The organism is Myxococcales bacterium (assembly GCA_012517325.1).
Lineage (GTDB): Bacteria > Lernaellota > Lernaellaia > Lernaellales > Lernaellaceae > JAAYVF01.
On the sequence record JAAYVF010000113.1, the window covers coordinates 1 to 16,770 of the forward strand.

Consider the following 16,770-nt stretch of genomic DNA (forward strand, 5'->3'; position numbering starts at 1 on the left):
CCCGCGCGGCGGTGGAACGCATCGCGCGCGACGGCGACCGGCACGTCTACGGCATCAACACCGGTTTCGGCAGCTTGAAGGACGTCGCCATCGGCAGCGCGGATCTCGCGCGCCTGCAGCGCAACCTGCTGATGAGCCACAGCGCCGGCGTCGGCGAGCCGCTGCCGGTCGAGGTGGTGCGGGCGGCGATGCTGCTGCGCGCCAACGCCCTGGCGCGCGGCGCGAGCGGCGTGCGGCCGGTAGTGGTCGAGACCCTGTTGGCGATGCTCGCCCGCGGCGTGCATCCGTGCATTCCGGCGCAGGGCAGCGTCGGCGCCTCGGGCGACCTGGCGCCGCTCAGCCACATGGCGCTGGTGCTGTCGCGGCCGCCCGACGGCGAGGACGATCCGGCCGAGTTGTCCGGCGAAACGATCGCCGCTGACGGCCGCCGCGTTCCCGGCAAGGAAGCGATGGCGGCGGCCGACATTCCGCGCCTGGTGCTGGGCGCGAAGGAAGGCCTGGCGCTCAACAACGGCGTACAAATCAGCGCGGCGCTGGGCGTACTGGCGCTGCTGGACGCGGAGCGCCTCGCCGATCTCGCCGACCTGGCCGTGGCGATGACGGTCGAGGCGGTGCGCGGGGTGGCCGACGCCTACCAGCCGGCGGTGCATCGCCAGCGGCCCTTCGCGGGCCAGGCGGTGAGCGCGGCGCGCATCCTGGCCCATCTCGCGGGCTCCTCGCTGGTCGGTTCCGACCCGCAACGGATCCAGGACGGCTATTCGCTGCGCTGCGCCCCGCAAGTGCACGGCGCGGTCCGCGACGCTCTGGCGCGCGTCCGCGAAACGCTGACGGTCGAGATCAACAGCGCGACCGACAATCCGCTGGTGCTGGTCGAGCCCGACGGCGCGGCGGTGGTCAGCGCGGGCCAGTTCCACGGCGAGCCGGTGGCGCTGGCCGCCGACGCCCTGAAGGTCGCGCTGGCGGAACTGGCGGGGATCAGCGAACGGCGCGTGTTCCGGCTGTTGACCAAGGCCTTGAGCTTCGGTTTGCCGCCGCTCCTGGCGCCGCCCGACCGGCCGGGCCTCGGCCTGATGGCGTTGCAATTCACCGCGGCCGGCCTGGTGGCCGAGAGCAAGCACATCGCACACCCTTCGTCGGTGGACAACATTCCCACCTGCGAGGATCAGGAAGATCACGTCAGCATGAGCCCGATCGCCGCCCGCGGGGCGCGCCGCATCGTCGCGAACACTGCTTACGTGCTGGCCTGCGAAATGTTGTGCGCCTCCTCGGCGCTGGCGCTGCGCCGCGATCGCGAAGCCGCGAACCTGGGCGCGGGGACGGCGCGCGCGGTGGCGTTGTGCCGCGAGCCGCTGGCCTGGCATGCCGCTGGGTCGCCGCCGGGCCGCTGCCTGGAGGAGGTCTGCCGCTTGATTCACGCCGGGGCGTTCGACGCGCCGCTTTTGGAGGCGGGCGCATGAGCCGGGTCGTGGCGATCGTCGGCGGCCGGTTGCAGCCGGAGGACGTGGTCGCGGTCGCCCGCGAGGGCGCCAAGGTCTTTCTGTCGCCGGCGGGCGAAAAGCGGTTGGCAGCGGGCGCGGCGCGGCTGGCGCAAGTCGAGGCGGGGACCGGCCCGGTGCCGTTGTGGAAGTTGGCCGATCTGACCGATGACGCGGAACGACCCGCGCCGGCGGATCTCACGGCGCTGGCCCGGCACGTGATCCTCGACCACGCCGTCGCGGTGGGCCGGCCGTTGCCGACCGAACTCGTGCGCGCGGCCATGCTGGTGCGCGCCGACGTTTTCGCGCAGGGTTACAGCGGCGTCCGGCCGGAACTGGCCGAGCGCCTGGTGGACATGCTCAACCGGGAAGTGCATCCGATCGTGCCGGCGCACGGCCATTTTTCCGTGGCCGGCGACGTGGCGCCGCTCGCGCACCTGGCCCTGGTGCTGTGCGCCGGAAGCGACGATTACAGCGGCTCCGGGCAGGCGGCCCTCGGCTGGCACGAGGCCGGCGCGCCGATCCTGCCGGGCGGCGAGGCGATGCGCGCCGCGCGGCTCGAACCCGTGCGGCCGAATTTGAAAGAAGCCTTTTCGTTGATCGTCGGCCACAGCTTCGCCGCCGGTTGGGCGGCGCTGCTGATCGAGGAAGCCTGGCGTCTCTGGCGACTGGCCGTGGCCGCCAGCGCGTTGACGTGCGAGGCCCTTTTGGCTAACACCGCCGCGTTCGATCCGCGCCTGCTCGGACTCGGGCCGGGTCGCGAGTGGATCGTCCGCGTCGGCGAACGGCTGCACGGCTGGACCGCCGGTTCGCGCATGGCCGGCAACCGCCAGCGCGCCGACGCGTTTTCGATCCGCTGCATCCCCCAGGTGCTCGGGGCGGTCGCTGGCGTGCTCGACCGCGTCGGGCAGGCGATCGGCGAGGAACTGGGCCTGGCGAGCGACAATCCGGTCCTCATCGACGATCCGGAAGGGCCGCGCTGTCTGGACGGCGGCAATTTCCACGGCGCGCGGCTGTCGCTGGCGGTCGACAACCTGCGCCTGGCGATGGCCGAAATCGGGTCGCTGGCCGAGCGCCACGCGTTTCTGCTCACCAACGGCAGCCGCAACTCCGGCCTGCCCAGCTTCCTGATCCGCCGCCACGGCCTGAACAGCGGCTTCATGCTCGCCCAGTACACGGCCGCGGCGCTGGTCAGCGAAAACAAGGCGCTGGCCTTGCCCTATGCGACCGACTCGATTCCGAGCGTGCAGGATTACGAGGACCACGCGGGCCTGTCCTTGCACTCCACCGCGGTGACCGACAAGCTGCTGACGAACGTCCGGCGCGTGCTGGCGATCGAATTTCTGCTGGCCGCGCAGGGCGTCGAGCTGCGCCTCGAGGAAGGCAAGCAGGCCGGTCGGCGAACCTTGCGGTTGCACGACGAAATCCGCCGGACGATTCCGGTTTGGGAAGACGACACGGTATTGTCGCGGCGGATCGAGCAGGCCGACGCCCTGTGCCGGCCCGGCGGCGGGCTCGACCGCCTGGCCCGCGAAACGAGGGAGAACGACCATGACGACGAATAAAAAGGTGAAGCCCGCCCAACCCGGCGGGTTCAACGATTACGGCCCGGCGGCGATGATCGCGCGCGGCCGGATGATCGACACGATCCGCCGTGTGTACGAGTTGTACGGCTTCCAGCCGCTCGACACGCCGTGCGTCGAGTTCTCCGAGGTGCTGCTCGGCGACGGCGGCGAGACCGAAAAGGAAATCTTCCGGCTGACCGGTCCCGAGGAGGACAAGGAACTGGCGCTGCGCTTCGACCTGACCGTGGCGCTGTCGCGCTACGTGGCGGCGAACACCGACCTGCTCATGCCGTTCAAGCGCTACCAGGTCGGCAACGTGTTCCGCGGCGAGAAGCCGCAGGCCGGCCGCTTCCGCCAGTTTCTGCAGGTGGACGCCGACGTCGTGGGCGCCAAGACCGGCCTGGCCGACGCCGAGATCATCGCCGTGACCGCCGCCGCGATGGCGGGTCTGGGCATCGAGCGCTTCGTCGTGCGGATCAACGACCGCAAGATTCACGACGGCCTCGCCGCCGCGGTGGGGATCGACGCGCGCGGGCCGCTGACGCGCGGCGAAATGGTCAACGAACTGCTGCGGGTGCTCGACAAACTGGAAAAGATCGGCCGCCCGGGCGTGCGCGCCGAATTGATGAAAAAACCCGAATACGAGGCCGACCGCGCCTTGCACCTGTCCGCCGAGCAGGTCGCGCTGGTCGAGCGCTTTCTGGACATCGCCGGCGACAACGGCGAAAAATTGGCCCGCGCCGAAGCCCTGGTGCGCGGCGAAACCGGTGCGGCGGGCATCGCCGAACTGCGCGAGATTCTCGCCGACCTGCGGGCGCTGGGCTGGGACGAGCGCGTCGAGGTCGACCTGACCGTCGCGCGCGGCCTCGAATATTACACCGGCCCCGTGCTCGAAACGCGTCTTTTAGACCTGCCGGAGATCGGCTCGGTGGCCAGCGGCGGCCGCTACGACGAAATGATCGGTCGCTTCCACGCCAACGCGATCCCGGCCGTCGGCACCAGCATCGGCTTGGACCGGCTGTTCGACGCGCTGCAACGGCTGCAACTGGTGACCACCGTCGAAAGCGAGGTCGACGCGCTGATCATCGTCTTCGACGCAAAGTACACCGCGACCTACCTCGACTACCTGCGGCGCCTGCGCGCGGCGGGCATCTCGGCCGAGATCTACCTGGGCAGCGACAGCGGCTTCAAGGCGCAGATGCGCTACGGCCTGCGCAAGGGCGTGAAGCACCTGGTGATCTGCGGCGAAGACGAGATCGCCCAGGGCGGGGTGCAGGTGAAAAACCTCGCGACCCGCAACCAGGAATTCGTGCCGGCCGAGCGATTGCTCGCTTACCTCCGCCAACCCGCCGTTTCGGCCTGATTCGCCGGCAAGGGAACGACATGCCCGTCGATTATCACATTCATACGGCGCTGTGCGGCCACGCGGCCGACGAAATGGAAGAGTACGTGGAACAGGCCTTGCGCCTGGGTTTGACCGAAATGGGTTTCGCCGACCACCTGCCGATGGAAGTCTGGGGCCAGGCCGATCCCTGTCTGACGATGTCGCTGGCCGATATGGAAATCTACCGGCGGCGCGTCGCGGATTTGCAGGCGCGCTATCAAGGGCGGATTCGCATCCGCTTCGGGCTGGAGGCCGATTACGTGCCGGGAAAGGAGCGGGTCATCGAGGATTTTCTGCGCCGCTACGATTTTGATTACGTGATCGGCTCGGTGCATTTTCTCGGCGCCGACGAGGTCGACTTCAGCCGCGACCACGCCCCCTGGACGACGCATCCGGTGGATGAAATCTTTACCGGCTACTTCGCGACGCTGCGCGATTGCGCGGCCTGCGGCCTCTTCGATTTTCTCGGCCACCCCGACCTGGTGAAGAAGTTCGGCCATCGCCCGAGCTTCGCGCTGGACGACTGGTATGACCGCATCGCCACCGTTTGCGCGGCGCACGGCATCGCCGCCGAGATCAACACCAGCGGCCTGCACCGGCCGGTCGGCGAGCCGTACCCGCACGAGGATTTCGTCCGCGCTTTCGTGCGCCACGGCGTGCCGATGCCGATCAACAGCGACGCGCACCTGCCTCAGGAAGTCGGCCGCGATCGCGCGGCGGCGGAAGCGTTGGCGCGGCGGGCCGGCCTGCGGCGGACGCCGCTCTACGAAAAACGCCGCCTCGTCGGCTGGGACGAACTGCCGGTCGGCGAATAAACCCCGAGCGAATTTGATTTCACTTTTTTCCCGCCGTCCGCGTCTCGGCCGGATTTTTACCCTTCGGGTTGATTCGCGATTCGCCTTTTTACTCCGCTCGTTCGCCCAGCAGCCGCAGACCGTTGGCGATCACCAGCAGCGAAGCGCCCATGTCGGCGAAGACGGCCATCCACAGCGTCGCGACGCCGCCGAGCGCCAGCAGGAAGAAGACCAGTTTGATGCCCAGCGCCAGGGCGATGTTGGCCCGCAGGCGGCCCATGCTCCGCCGGGCGAGGCGAAAGAGAAAGGCGAGCTTGCCCAGATCGTTCGCCAGCAGGGCGACATCGGCGGTTTCCAGCGCCTGGTCGGCACCCCGGCCCATGGCGACGCCCAGGTCGGCGGCGGCCAGGGCGGGCGCGTCGTTGACGCCGTCGCCCACCATCGCCGTCGCGCCGTAACGAGCCTGCAACTCCTTCACGGCGGCCACCTTCTGGGCGGGCAGCAACTCGGCGCGCAAACCGTCGAGCGGCAGCCGCCGGGAAACGAGCCGCGCCACGGCCTCGTTGTCGCCGGTCAGCATGCACAGGTGCGCGATGCCCGCGTCCTTGACCTCCCGCAAGCGGTGCGGCGCTTCCTCGCGCAGCGGATCTTCCAGGACGATGACCCCCTGCGGCGCGCCGTCGTAGCCGACGAACACCAGGCTGCCCGCGCCGTTTTCCAACCGCGTGGCCTGCTCGTGCAGGGTGCGCGAACACAATTCGCGCTCGTGAAAGAGGTGGTGATTGCCGACGAACACCCGCCGCTGCTCGACCAGGCCGGTGGCGCCCAGGCCGGGCAGAAGCCGCACGTCGCGCGCCTCGGGAATCGCCAGGTCCGCGGCTTGCGCCCGGCCGACGATGGCCGCCGCCAGCACGTGTCCGGCGTGCTTTTCCACCGCCGCCGCCAGACGCAGCAGTTGTTGGGGGTCGATGCCGTCGAGCGCCACCACGTCGACCACCGCCGGTTGGCCGTGGGTCAGCGTGCCGGTCTTGTCGAACGCCACGGCGCGGATCCGCGCGGCTTTTTCGAGCGCGACGCCGCCCTTGATCAGCACGCCGGCGCGCGCCGCCGCGGCCAGACCGGAGACCAGCGTGATCGGCGTCGAGATGACCAGCGCGCACGGACAGCCGATGAGCAGCACCACCAGGCCGCGGTAGAACCACTCGTGGAACGGCTGGCCGAAGGCGAGCGTCGGCACGGCGACGATCGCCGCCGCCAGCGCGATCACCACCAGTGTATAAATCCGCGCGAAGGCGTCGATGAACCGCTGGGCCGGCGCTTTGGCGGCTTGGGCGTCGCGCACCAGGCCGATGATCCGGGCGAGGGTCGATTGCGACGCCGGGCGCGTGGCGCGAATCACCAACACCCCTTCGCCGTTGATCGATCCGGCGAACACCTCGTCCCCCGCCGCTTTGACGACCGGCAACGATTCGCCGGTCACCGGCGCCTGGTTGACCCCGCTTTGCCCCTGCTCCACCACGCCGTCCAAGCCGAAGCGCTCGCCGGGTCGCACGACGATGCGCGCCCCCGCCGGAACGCGCTCCGGCGAGACGCGCCGCTCGGTTTCGCCGTCGAGCCAGGTCACCTCGTCCGGCGCCAGCGTCAGTAGCGAGGCGACCGCCCGCTGCGCGCGGTTCATGCTGTAGGATTCGATCAACTCGGCCAGCGCGAACAGAAAAATCACCATCGCGCCTTCCGACCATTCGCCCAGGGCGATCGCGCCGGCCACCGCCAGGGTCATCAGGACGTTCATGTCCGCCCGTCGGGCGCGCAACGCCGCCCAGGTCTTGCGCACGGTCAGGGCGCCGCCCAGCACGATGCCGGCGAGAAACAGCGCCTCGACGACCAAAAGCGGTGCGCCCAGCCGGCCCAGCAGGGTCGCCGCCAGCCAGGCCAGACCCGAAGCGCCCGCCAGCAGGTGGCCGCGCCGGCGCTTCCAGAAAGTCCGTTCAACCTTTTCACCGGCCAGCGTCGTCTGGTGGCCGAATCCGGCGATCGTCGCCTGCAACTTCGACGCGTCGACGGCGCGCGGGTCGTAGCGAACCGTCAGGCGGCTGTCGAGCAGACGGTACGATTGCGCTTGCACGCCGGGCAGCGCCGCCACCGCGTCGAGGATCGATTGCGTGCAGTCCGGGCAGCTCAGGTCATGGATGATCAATTCCACTTCGCGGGTGGTCGGAGCGGGCATGGCTTACCTCGCGGTGTTGAGCCCGGCGGAATTTTCCCGCACGTGCGCCAGGCCGTCGCGGAACAGGTGCTCGATATGCTCGTCATCCAACGAATAGAGGGCGAGTTTGCCGTCACGCCGGTACTTGACCAGGTTCATCGTGCGCAGCAACCGCAATTGCTGCGAGACGTTGGATTCGCGGGCGCCGAGCAGGCGGCTCAGGTCGCCGACGCAAAGCTCGGTGCGTGACAGGACATAGAGGATTTTCAAGCGCAGGGGGTCGCCCAGAACCTTGAAAGTCTCGGCCAGGCGTTGAAAAACCGGTTCGTCGGCGAGAAATGGGGTCAGATTCACGGCGGCGGTTCGATCGCCGAAGCGGAGATCCTGGGGCTGAGTCATGTTACAATCCTTTTTCATATGAAAAGGTATTGAAAACTATATATAGTTTAGACGTGACGTTCAGGTTGTCAAGAGCCATTGCGGAACATAGGGGGAGATAGACGGGAAAAGATCAGGACAAGCGGAGTTGGCCGTTGATGCGATGGCGTGCGGCAAAGATTTCTTCTCGGTCCTGATCGGTTTCAGCCAATGCTTCCGCCTCGCGGAACAAAGGTTCCGCGTGTTCGTGGTCGTTCCACAAATCGAGGTAAATCCGGGCGTAAAAGAGCAAATCAGGCAGGCGAAAAAATTTGGTTTCGGAAAGGTTGGCGTAACCTTTTTCCAGACAGGCGCGGGCGCGTGGTTCATCGCCGAAAAACTCTTGCCAATCCTTGGCCAGCAGCCCTAAATCGGCATTCGTCAGGGTTGCGGTTGCCTCGATTAAAACCCGCCGCGCTTCGTCGGGACGATTGATTTTCATCCAGGCCGTGACGATCAAGTCCCAATTCATTCCCGCGTGAAACCAGTCATGTCGAGCCCGCTGCTCGGCTTCGAGAATGCCTTCGACGGCCAAATCCCGATCACCGAGGGTACTCAGAACTTCCTTGGCCCATTCCAGGTAATGCCAAGGTGGACGGCAGCTTCCGTCGTGCGGTTTGGCGGCAATCAGCAATTCCCGCGCGCCTGATTGGTCGCCGGTTTCGATCAACCAGTGCCAGGCCAAATCATACAATTCCTCGCGGGAACGAAAACCCGAGGCGCAACCGCGTAGGACGGCTACCGCTTTTTCGCGCGCGTCGAAAACATCGACCCAAGCCTTGCCGACGAGATAGGCGTCGAATCCATGAAGCCTTTTTTCCGCGATCGCGTCCAGACGGCGACGGACGGCAGATTCCTCGTCGGTAAAAAACAAAGCGGTCCGGGCCCGGTTCAGGCCAGCCGACAAGGTGGGCGACTCTTCTGCCAGGTTTCGTAGCGCGGCTTCAACGATGGGCCGGTTTTGGATCAGTAAAGCCAGTCTGGAATGAGCGACTATTTCATCGCCGAAAACCTGATTCCAATCGTATCCGCCTTGTCGCAGGCAATAGGCCGCTTGGGCGGTGTCACCCAGATTGCCCAGCCAGGCATCGGCCAGTGCCAACCAATCGTTTGGGCGTTTGCCGAACGCTTCGGCGCCGGCGAGGGTGATGCGGATTTGCTCCGGTGAAAAGCCGAGCCGCCATTGCAGATCGGCCGCGAGAATACGCAGGTACAGGTCGTTCAATGATTGGATTCGATTCAATTGATACAACGCAGCTTCGCGATCCTGCAAAACGTGCCAGGCCCAGTGCGCCAGAAACTGGTGCTCGCGACCGCCGCCTTCCGAATCGACCCGATCCTCGTAAGCCGTGCGCCAGGCGACGGGGTCGTTTTGCCGGGAGGCTTCACCTAAAATTTCCTCGGTCAAGGCTTCGTTCTCCAAAAAACCTCGAAAGACAGACGGCCATTCCTCGGGATGTCGATGACCCCAAATGTTGAAAGCGTGCACCGCATAGGCGTCCCAGACCTTGCGGCCGCGAGCGTAGCCGGGCCGCAACTCGTTCAACCCAGGAAGGTATAGTTCCGCCAATCGTTCAGCGGCTTCTGGACCCAAGTCGGCGACTCCCTGATTTTCGGCGCGCAAGAGTGTCGAAATAGCGGCAAGCGATTTTCCCAGTTCAAGGCGGACAGCGGTGGGCGAGGCGGCGGTCATGCCGGTCCCGGCCGATCGTTGACGATCGCAACGACGGTGTTTTGACCGCAACCGGGGCAGGAAACGAAAAGTTCGGGATGGTCGCCGAGCGCCACGCCGAGCGGGATATGCACCCGAAGGTTCGCGCCGCAACCGCCGCAGTTCAGCGAAAAACGGTCGCTGAACAAGCGCGAGGTTCCTCGGTAAAGGCGAAAAATAAGGAAAGCGGCGCCGATCGGCAGCGCGACCAGCGGCCACCAGATGCCGAAGAAAGCCGCGGCGAGAGCGCCCAAAAGCGTGGCCGCGAACAGGGTCCAACCGAAAGCGGCGGCGATTTTTCGGCGGACTTTTCGCTGCCGAACGATGGAGAGCGGCAATTCGTATTGGTGGTGAACGGTCGGACGATCGTCGGCCATGCGAAATCCTTTCCGTGACGCGGTTTTTATTTTCCGATTCCGGACATTGTAAAATAAAGTGTAATTTGGTGAAAGAAGTAGATTACTGGGCGCTAAGCGCCGGGGCCGGCCCGCGTTTCGGTCTGACACCGGATGCCGTTTTCGCCGCCGGTTGCCAAGCCCGCCGCTAACCGCTAAAAGAATTACTCGAATCGAGCGGCACAGACCTGGGTACTTCGGCGCCGGCCGGCGCCGCAGGCAAGGAGGGGTTGTCGGGTCATGTCTTCCTCCGTGAAACGCACCGAAAAACGGGTTGGGTTGCGGATGCCGATTTACTTCGGTTCGGATACCGCCGATTGCCTGGGGCATATCCGTAATATTTCACTGCAAGGCGTGGCGATTTCCTGCCGCGAGCTGGTAACGCCGCAAACGCCGCTGAAAATACGCATCGCCGTCCCGGAAGGCGAAATCCTGATTTCCGGCGAGGTGCGGTGGAGCCGCAAATTCCCGCTCGAAATCTCCTACGTCGACCATTGCGAGATGGGAATCCGCTTTCTTGAGCACAACGAGTTGCTGGAGGGTTTCGTCAATCGCATGATCAAGACGCTGGCCGATCACCGGCTGGAACCGCGCTTCGAGAAAATCTTCAATCTGCACCTGCCGTCCCTGGAAGCGGCGGTTGCCTACAATATCAGCCGCCGCGGCATGTTCATCATGACCGCAAATCCGCCGTCGCTCAATTCGACGGTGGAGGTGCGGCTGCTGCTTTCCGAAATCGACGAGACGATCCACATCGAAGGGCAGGTGGTGCACGTCGTCGACGAGAAAACCGCCTTCGAGCGCGGGTTCGACCCGGGCTTCGGCCTGCGGTACCTGCGCATTCTGAGCAATAATCAGGATATCTTTTTCCAGTACATCGACCGCCTGACCAACGCTTTTTACGGTTGATGATTCGACTGCGGACAGGGGTGGGTTATAATCCACGCCGAACGTGTAGCGAGGCGACGGGTGAACGGTCGATTGATCCGCCTTTTCCTGCTGGGGTTGTTCATGCTGGCCAATCCGGCGTGCCAGGGTTCCCGGGGCGAGCCGTCCGCGACCGGCGGCCGGCGCGATGAATTGAAGGTGCTGACCTACAATCTGTGGCACGGTCTCAACCCGACCGGCGTCTGGCGGTTCAGCGAATACGAAACGCCCGCCGAACGCGAAACGCGGCTGCAAGGATTTTACCGCTACGCCCGGGCCTTCGATCCGGACGTGATGTTTCTGGAGGAGGTCAACCCGGCGCCCGCGCTGACCGCTCGCATCGCGCGCGACCTGGGATACGACTATTCCTTTGAAATCGACAACGCCGGAATGAAAATCGGCGCCTTCGGTCTGCCGATCAACCTGCGGTCCGGGCTGGCGATTCTGGCCAAGCCGGACCTCGGCTATCGGCCGCTGGGCGGCCGCAAATTGTCCGGTCCCTTCGGCTGGACCGGCCGTTGGAGTTGCCTGCAATTCGCCGAATTCCGCAAGGCGATCGCCGGTTCGATCGTGGTCAACGGCCGGCGGGTTCTGCTGATCGGCCTGCACTTGCACCATGGCCCCGAGGCCGACGAGGAGATCCGCGCCGCCCTGCAACGCCTGGTCGATGAACGGCGCCTCACCGCCGCGCGCGCCGCCGAAATCGTCGCGACCTTCAATCTGGCCTCGGCCCGCCGGCGCGGCGAATTGCAACAGGCGCTCGACTTGGCCCACCGACTCGATCCGACCGACGGCCCGCTGATCCTCGCCGGCGATTTTAACGCCTCGCCCGACGCGCCCGAAATGAAATGGTTGCGAGACGAACGCGGGTTTCGTTCCACCACCGCCGACGACGATCCCGGCCGCCTCCTGATGACCTGGGACTACCGACGCAATCCCAATACGCACTTCTTCGCCGACTTCGTGCCGGTCAACCGTTTCGAGCCGGAGGTCATGCAGGTCTTGCAGGAGGTGATCGTCAAACAGACCAAACGGTTGGATTATCTGCTCTACCGCCGCTTCGACGGCCTTTTCGCGGTGCGGGAATCCGGCCTGTTCGCCGACGAGCCGGTGGACGGCCGCTTCTGCTCCGACCACTTCGGAATCCAAGCCGCTTTCGCCGCCGGTCGCTGAAAATCGCGATCGCGCGGGTCAGTTGTCCAGCGCTTCGCGGACCTGGCGGATGAGCGTCTCGACCGAAAACGGTTTCTGGACGAAATTCACTCCGGCATCCAGCACGCCGTGCCGGGCGACGGCGTCCTCGGTGTAGCCGGACATGAACAGCACCTTGAGTCGCGGGCGGGAAGCCGCCAAGGTCTGATAGAGCTGCGAACCGTTCATTTCCGGCATGACGACATCGGTCAACAGCAGGTCGATCTTCAGATTCGGATCTTGCGCGGCGAGAATCGCCTGATGGCCGCCCTCCGCCGCGATCACCCGATAGCCCTGCCGCGCCAGAATCTTCCGCGCCAGGTTACGCACCATCACCTCGTCTTCCGCGAGCAGAATGGTCTCGGAGCCGACCGGCAAGGTTTCGGATACCGGGCGTTTGGGCTGTTCGGCCTCGCCCGCGACGAGCGGCCAGTAAATGGTGAACGTCGTGCCGGCGCCGACCGCGGACTTCAGGCGAATCACGCCGTTGTTCTGCTTGATGATGCCGTAGACCATCGACAAACCCAGACCGGTGCCCTTGCCGCGTTCCTTGGTGGTGAAAAACGGCTCGAAGAGGTGTGATTGGACTTCCGCGCTCATCCCGCATCCCGTGTCGCTGACGGCCAGGCGGACGTATTTTCCCGCCAGGGTGTCGAACGGTTCGCCCGCCGCGTCTTCGTGCATCTCGACGTTCGCCGTTTCGATCCGCAACGTGCCGCCGCCGGGCATCGCGTCGCGGGCGTTGACCGCCAGGTTGATCAACACCTGTTCGATTTGGTTGGGGTCGGCCTGGATCGTTCCCAGGTCGGGGCCGGGGTCGAAGACCAGGGTGATGTCCTCGCCGATGAGCCGTTGGATCATCCGCGTCGAATTCGTCAGCAGTTCGTTGAGGTTGATTTGTCGGGGCGCGATGATCTGCTTGCGGCTGAAGGCGAGCAATTGCGAGGTCAGCGCCGCGGCGCGCTCCGCCGAGTGCTTGATTTCGGTCACGTCGGTCGCCAACGGATCGTCGGGGTGCAGGCCGGCCAGGATCAATTCGGCGTAACCGCTGATTCCCGTCAGGATGTTGTTGAAATCGTGCGCCACGCCCCCGGCCAGGCGGCCGACGGATTCCATCTTCTGGGCTTGGATCAGTTGGGCTTCAAGGCGTTTTCGTTCGGTGATGTCGCGCACGACGGAGAGGATCATCGGCTGGCCGTTTAATTCGAACAGCCGCGCGCTGACTTCGACCGGAATGCGGCGGCGGTCCTTAGCCAGGTGTTCGGTTTCGAAGAGCGCCTGTCCCTCGGCGAACACCTGGGTGAGAATTTTCGGCAGTTTGGCCGCCTGTTCCGGAACGTCGATGGCTGCCACGGAGAGGGCGAGAAGTTCGTCGCGCGTATAACCGAGCATGCGACAGACCTGGTCGTTGACATCGACAATGGCGCCGGCTTTTTCCGGCGTGGCTTCGTGGACGTAGACCGCGTCATTGAGGTTCTGCAGCAGTAGCCGATAGCGCGATTCGCTCTGCTGCCGGGCATCCTCGGCCTGCCGGCGCCTGGCCAGCATGGTATTGGCCGATTCGCCCAGGCTGATAAATTCGGTGGTGATCAGCCGGCTGGTGTCGATCGGTTCACCGCCGGTTTCCATTTTGGTAAAAAAGGAAAGGAAGATCTCGAACTGTTTGCGGATAAAGTTCGAAAAAAAGTAGGACAAGGCGAAGGCCAGCGCTAAAAAACCGACCAAAATCAGAAAGAGGTAGAAGAAGTCGATGCGGGCATTGTGTTTGACGTCGGCTTCCTTGGCGGCGATGACGGATTCGACTTCGTCCACGTAGACGCCGGCCCCGACCATCCAGCGCCATTGCCGGAAGCCTTTGACGAAGGAAATTTTTGGCGAGATGGTTCTGGTGGTCGGTTTTTCCCAATGGTAGCGGATGAAATCGCCGTTCGGCGTTTCGGCGGCGCGGCGCTCCTCCTGAATGACCTTCACACCGTACGGATCGGTCATGTCCCAGATCGGTTTGCCGATCAGTTCCGGCTGGACGCCGTTCATCAGGGTCACGCCGTCGAAGCTGACGACGAAGATGTAACCGTCCTTGCCGAACCGGATCTTCCCGATCCGCCCCAGCACTTCCTGCTGAATATCCCGCTCCACGTCATCCAGGTATTCGCCGGTGCCGATGAAGCCGTCGAGGGGGGCCGAATACTTCAGGTAGGCAATCTTCGGATAATCCTTTCCCGATTCGCCCGGCTTGGTCCAGGTGTAACGGTAATAGCCTTCGCCGTCGCGACGGACCAGATCGATCATCTCGCGGATGACGAAAGCCCCGCGGGTGTCCCGCATATTCATCAGATCTTTGCCTTCCAATTCGGGGTGGTCGGCGAAGAGGATTTCCCGGCCGTCGAGGCCGGTGGCGAAAAAGTAGCCGCGCCCGTTGTTGAACCGGATCGGCCGCAACGCTTCGACGATCAAGCCGCGGATTTCCGCGGTGCTTTTTTTACCGGCGAATTTTTTTTGCAGGTTGGCGGCGATGGCGTCGGCCTCGTAGGTGCGGGCTTTGATGTTCGCCTTCAGCCGTTGCTCGGTCTGCGACCAGTTGTAATTGATGTAGTCGATTACCTTCTCGACCTCGTTTTTTACCTCGTATTTTTGCTGATTAAGGTAGTTTTCACGAAGGTGAGCGGCTTCGACGCGAAATTTGTCGGCGTCGCGGAAAAAAAGCAGCAAGCCGAAGGCGGCGATGATCAGGAAACTCAGCGTGGTGAAGCCGCCCAGGAGCAAACGGCCGACGTTGATTTTGGTCCTGAAGGTTTTCATTTTCTTTTTCGCTTCGCGCTTCGCAAGCTCATTTTTATTTTAACCGATTTTCCGGCAATACAGGATTCTTCATATTTATCGTCGAACCGAATGATATCGATTACGTAAATTCCGACGATCGGTAAGGAATATATCATTAATCGGACTAATTTGGAGAAAAAGCGGGGATCGGCCGAGGCGGTGTGCGCCGGCGGCCGTTATCCCAATAACAGGGCGAATTTCTTCGGATTTTTTGGGTCCGCCTTCAGGCCGATCGTCACGCCGGGTTGGAAATTGGGCTGCTGATCCGGGGTCATTAATAGTAATTCCGTGGCGCGGAATGGTTCCTGGTTCGGCAAAGTGATCAGCAGCTCGAATTTGTATCGCGGCACGTCATTGACGGTCCAACCCGTCGGGGTAACCGAAATGATTTCGGCTTTGCCGGCAATGCCTTCCTTCAACAACCGTTCGCGATCGGCGCTTTGGCCCAAAAATTTTCGCAGGAAGAATCCGGGCAAGGCGAAAGAGAACGACAGGATGATCAACGTGATGCCGACCGTCAGCATCGCCTCGCGGAACGAATCGTTGTCGGGCAGGAACGGCAGGGAAACGAAATGCAGAACCAGGGCGACGACGCCGGCCAGCGGCAGGAGATACCGGATCAGCAGGCGAAGCAACGAAAACTTTTTCGGTTTCGTTGCGGCCTGGACTTTTTCGGCCAGTGGGCCGAAGGATTGTTCACAGATCGGCAGATTCAAATCCTGGTAACGCGTCATGATATGGGTCAGCGTTTGCGGGCCGATATAGGACTTGGAGATCAGTTGTTCGATCTGGAGTCGTGCCTGATCGAGTTGCCCCATTTTTTCGAGGGCGTTGGCGCGCAGCATGCCGCAAACGGCGTCCGACGAGTCGGCGATCGGGATGGCGGTCAGGTTGTCGCCCAAAAGTTTCAGCACCTCGGGCCATTGTTTTTGGATGGTCAGCAAGTGGGCCTTGGAAAACCGGTATTCCGTGTCGGTTTGCAGATCGGCGGAGCGGTCGTTGCAAAGGCTCAACCATTTCTCGGCCGCCTCCAAATCCTTGGAATTCGCCGCGGAACGCGACAGCAGGCAACGGACGATATCCATGTAGCGGGAATTCGCCAGCAGTTCCGAAGCCGTTTCGAGCAGCGCTCGGATCCGTAACACTTCCCGCTTGCTCGAATAATATTGGTAGAGCATCAGGGTGAGAAAATACAATTGTTCCGCGTCCGCCGCCGTAGGTTGGGCGACCAGGCGGCCGCGCGCGGCCTGCCATTCTTTCAGAGCCAGTTCGAGGTGATCCTCCGACAGCAGGCCGAGGCTCATCAGGTAACGCAGATTCGGCGGCGGCATCAAAGGTTTGCCGTCCTGGGCGCGCAAGGCCTCGAGCCGTCGGCCCTCGTCGTCGGCGGCGCCGGCCGGCGCCGCCGACGACGAGGGCGCGGTGGGAGTCGCCGGCGCCTGGCCGAGACGCGAACCGAGCATCATGTTGACGCCGCAGAAATTGCACTTGAACAAGCCGCCCTCCGGCTTGGCTTCGATCGGGGCGCCGCATTGCGGGCACAGCAACACACGCAGGTCATAGCTGAAGGTGTTATCCATGAAAGCCTCACGACGGGGTAAAACTTTTCACGGTGCAAAATATCCGGGTGTTGATGGGATTTTTAGCATAGGGCAGGAAGCAAAGAAATAGTCGCGGCGGCCCGAGCGGCCGCGGCCGGCAGAAAAAACGAATCCCCGGGGTGAGATCCCCGGGGATTCGTTCGCCTGGCACTGAGGGGTTGAAGGGGATCGAACCCTTGACACTCGGAGCCACAATCCGATGCTCTACCAACTGAGCTACAACCCCACCGCTCCGCGAGGCTGCATAATTAATGGAAGCAAGGGGCGATGTCAAGCGAAGCGCC

The 16,770-nt window shown here is 63.9% G+C and carries 12 protein-coding genes and 1 tRNA gene; 6 read left to right on the top strand and 7 right to left on the bottom strand.

Going from position 1 to position 16,770, the window contains the following annotated elements:
* The 4 genes from GX444_18925 to GX444_18940 form a co-directional block, all read left to right on the top strand.
* Positions 1 to 1,457 (top strand): histidine ammonia-lyase (locus GX444_18925; GenBank protein NLH50655.1); only part of this gene is annotated, 1,457 nt, incomplete at its 5' end.
* Complete coding sequence (locus tag GX444_18930; protein NLH50656.1) at positions 1,454 to 3,040, top strand: aromatic amino acid lyase; 1,587 nt, start codon at positions 1,454 to 1,456, stop codon at positions 3,038 to 3,040. The genes GX444_18925 and GX444_18930, both read left to right, overlap by 4 nt.
* A complete protein-coding gene (gene hisS / locus GX444_18935; protein ID NLH50657.1) occupies positions 3,027 to 4,403 on the top strand; it encodes a histidine--tRNA ligase in 1,377 nt (458 codons plus the stop codon). The genes GX444_18930 and hisS overlap by 14 nt, the downstream gene beginning before the upstream one ends.
* A gap of 20 nt (positions 4,404 to 4,423) precedes the next feature.
* Positions 4,424 to 5,239 carry a histidinol-phosphatase gene (locus GX444_18940; protein NLH50658.1) on the top strand — a complete coding sequence of 272 codons (816 nt, stop codon included), beginning with the start codon at positions 4,424 to 4,426 and terminating at the stop codon, positions 5,237 to 5,239.
* Positions 5,240 to 5,327: 88 nt separating this feature from the next.
* Here GX444_18940 and GX444_18945 read toward each other — a convergent pair whose 3' ends face one another.
* From GX444_18945 to GX444_18960, 4 genes are all read right to left on the bottom strand, one after another.
* Positions 5,328 to 7,445, bottom strand: coding sequence for a heavy metal translocating P-type ATPase (locus GX444_18945; protein NLH50659.1), 2,118 nt, complete (start codon positions 7,443 to 7,445; stop codon positions 5,328 to 5,330).
* A 3-nt stretch (positions 7,446 to 7,448) separates the two neighbouring features.
* The gene (locus tag GX444_18950) at positions 7,449 to 7,823 is read right to left on the bottom strand and encodes a helix-turn-helix transcriptional regulator (GenBank protein ID NLH50660.1); all 375 of its coding nucleotides are present in this window, start codon (positions 7,821 to 7,823) and stop codon (positions 7,449 to 7,451) included.
* A 112-nt stretch (positions 7,824 to 7,935) separates the two neighbouring features.
* Positions 7,936 to 9,249: a hypothetical protein gene (locus GX444_18955; protein ID NLH50661.1), complete on the bottom strand. Its 1,314-nt coding sequence runs from the start codon at positions 9,247 to 9,249 to the stop codon at positions 7,936 to 7,938.
* 281 nt (positions 9,250 to 9,530) lie between these two features.
* Positions 9,531 to 9,929, bottom strand: a complete 399-nt coding sequence (locus GX444_18960) for a hypothetical protein (protein NLH50662.1) — start codon at positions 9,927 to 9,929, stop codon at positions 9,531 to 9,533.
* Positions 9,930 to 10,187: 258 nt separating this feature from the next.
* Between GX444_18960 and GX444_18965 the strand changes: the two genes are divergently transcribed.
* Entirely contained in the window at positions 10,188 to 10,856 is a 669-nt protein-coding gene (locus GX444_18965; protein ID NLH50663.1) for a PilZ domain-containing protein, read from the top strand.
* Positions 10,857 to 10,916: 60 nt separating this feature from the next.
* The gene (locus tag GX444_18970; GenBank protein NLH50664.1) at positions 10,917 to 12,047 is read left to right on the top strand and encodes a hypothetical protein; all 1,131 of its coding nucleotides are present in this window, start codon (positions 10,917 to 10,919) and stop codon (positions 12,045 to 12,047) included.
* Between the two features lie 18 nt (positions 12,048 to 12,065).
* Here the strand turns inward: GX444_18970 and GX444_18975 are convergent, their stop codons facing one another.
* The 3 genes from GX444_18975 to GX444_18985 all read right to left on the bottom strand — a co-directional run bounded on the left by GX444_18975 (position 12,066) and on the right by GX444_18985 (position 16,712).
* Positions 12,066 to 14,864: a PAS domain S-box protein gene (locus GX444_18975; protein ID NLH50665.1), complete on the bottom strand. Its 2,799-nt coding sequence runs from the start codon at positions 14,862 to 14,864 to the stop codon at positions 12,066 to 12,068.
* Between the two features lie 197 nt (positions 14,865 to 15,061).
* Positions 15,062 to 16,465, bottom strand: coding sequence for a hypothetical protein (locus tag GX444_18980; GenBank protein ID NLH50666.1), 1,404 nt, complete (start codon positions 16,463 to 16,465; stop codon positions 15,062 to 15,064).
* A 174-nt stretch (positions 16,466 to 16,639) separates the two neighbouring features.
* A tRNA-His gene (locus GX444_18985) sits at positions 16,640 to 16,712 on the bottom strand.
* Positions 16,713 to 16,770 lie beyond the last annotated feature (58 nt).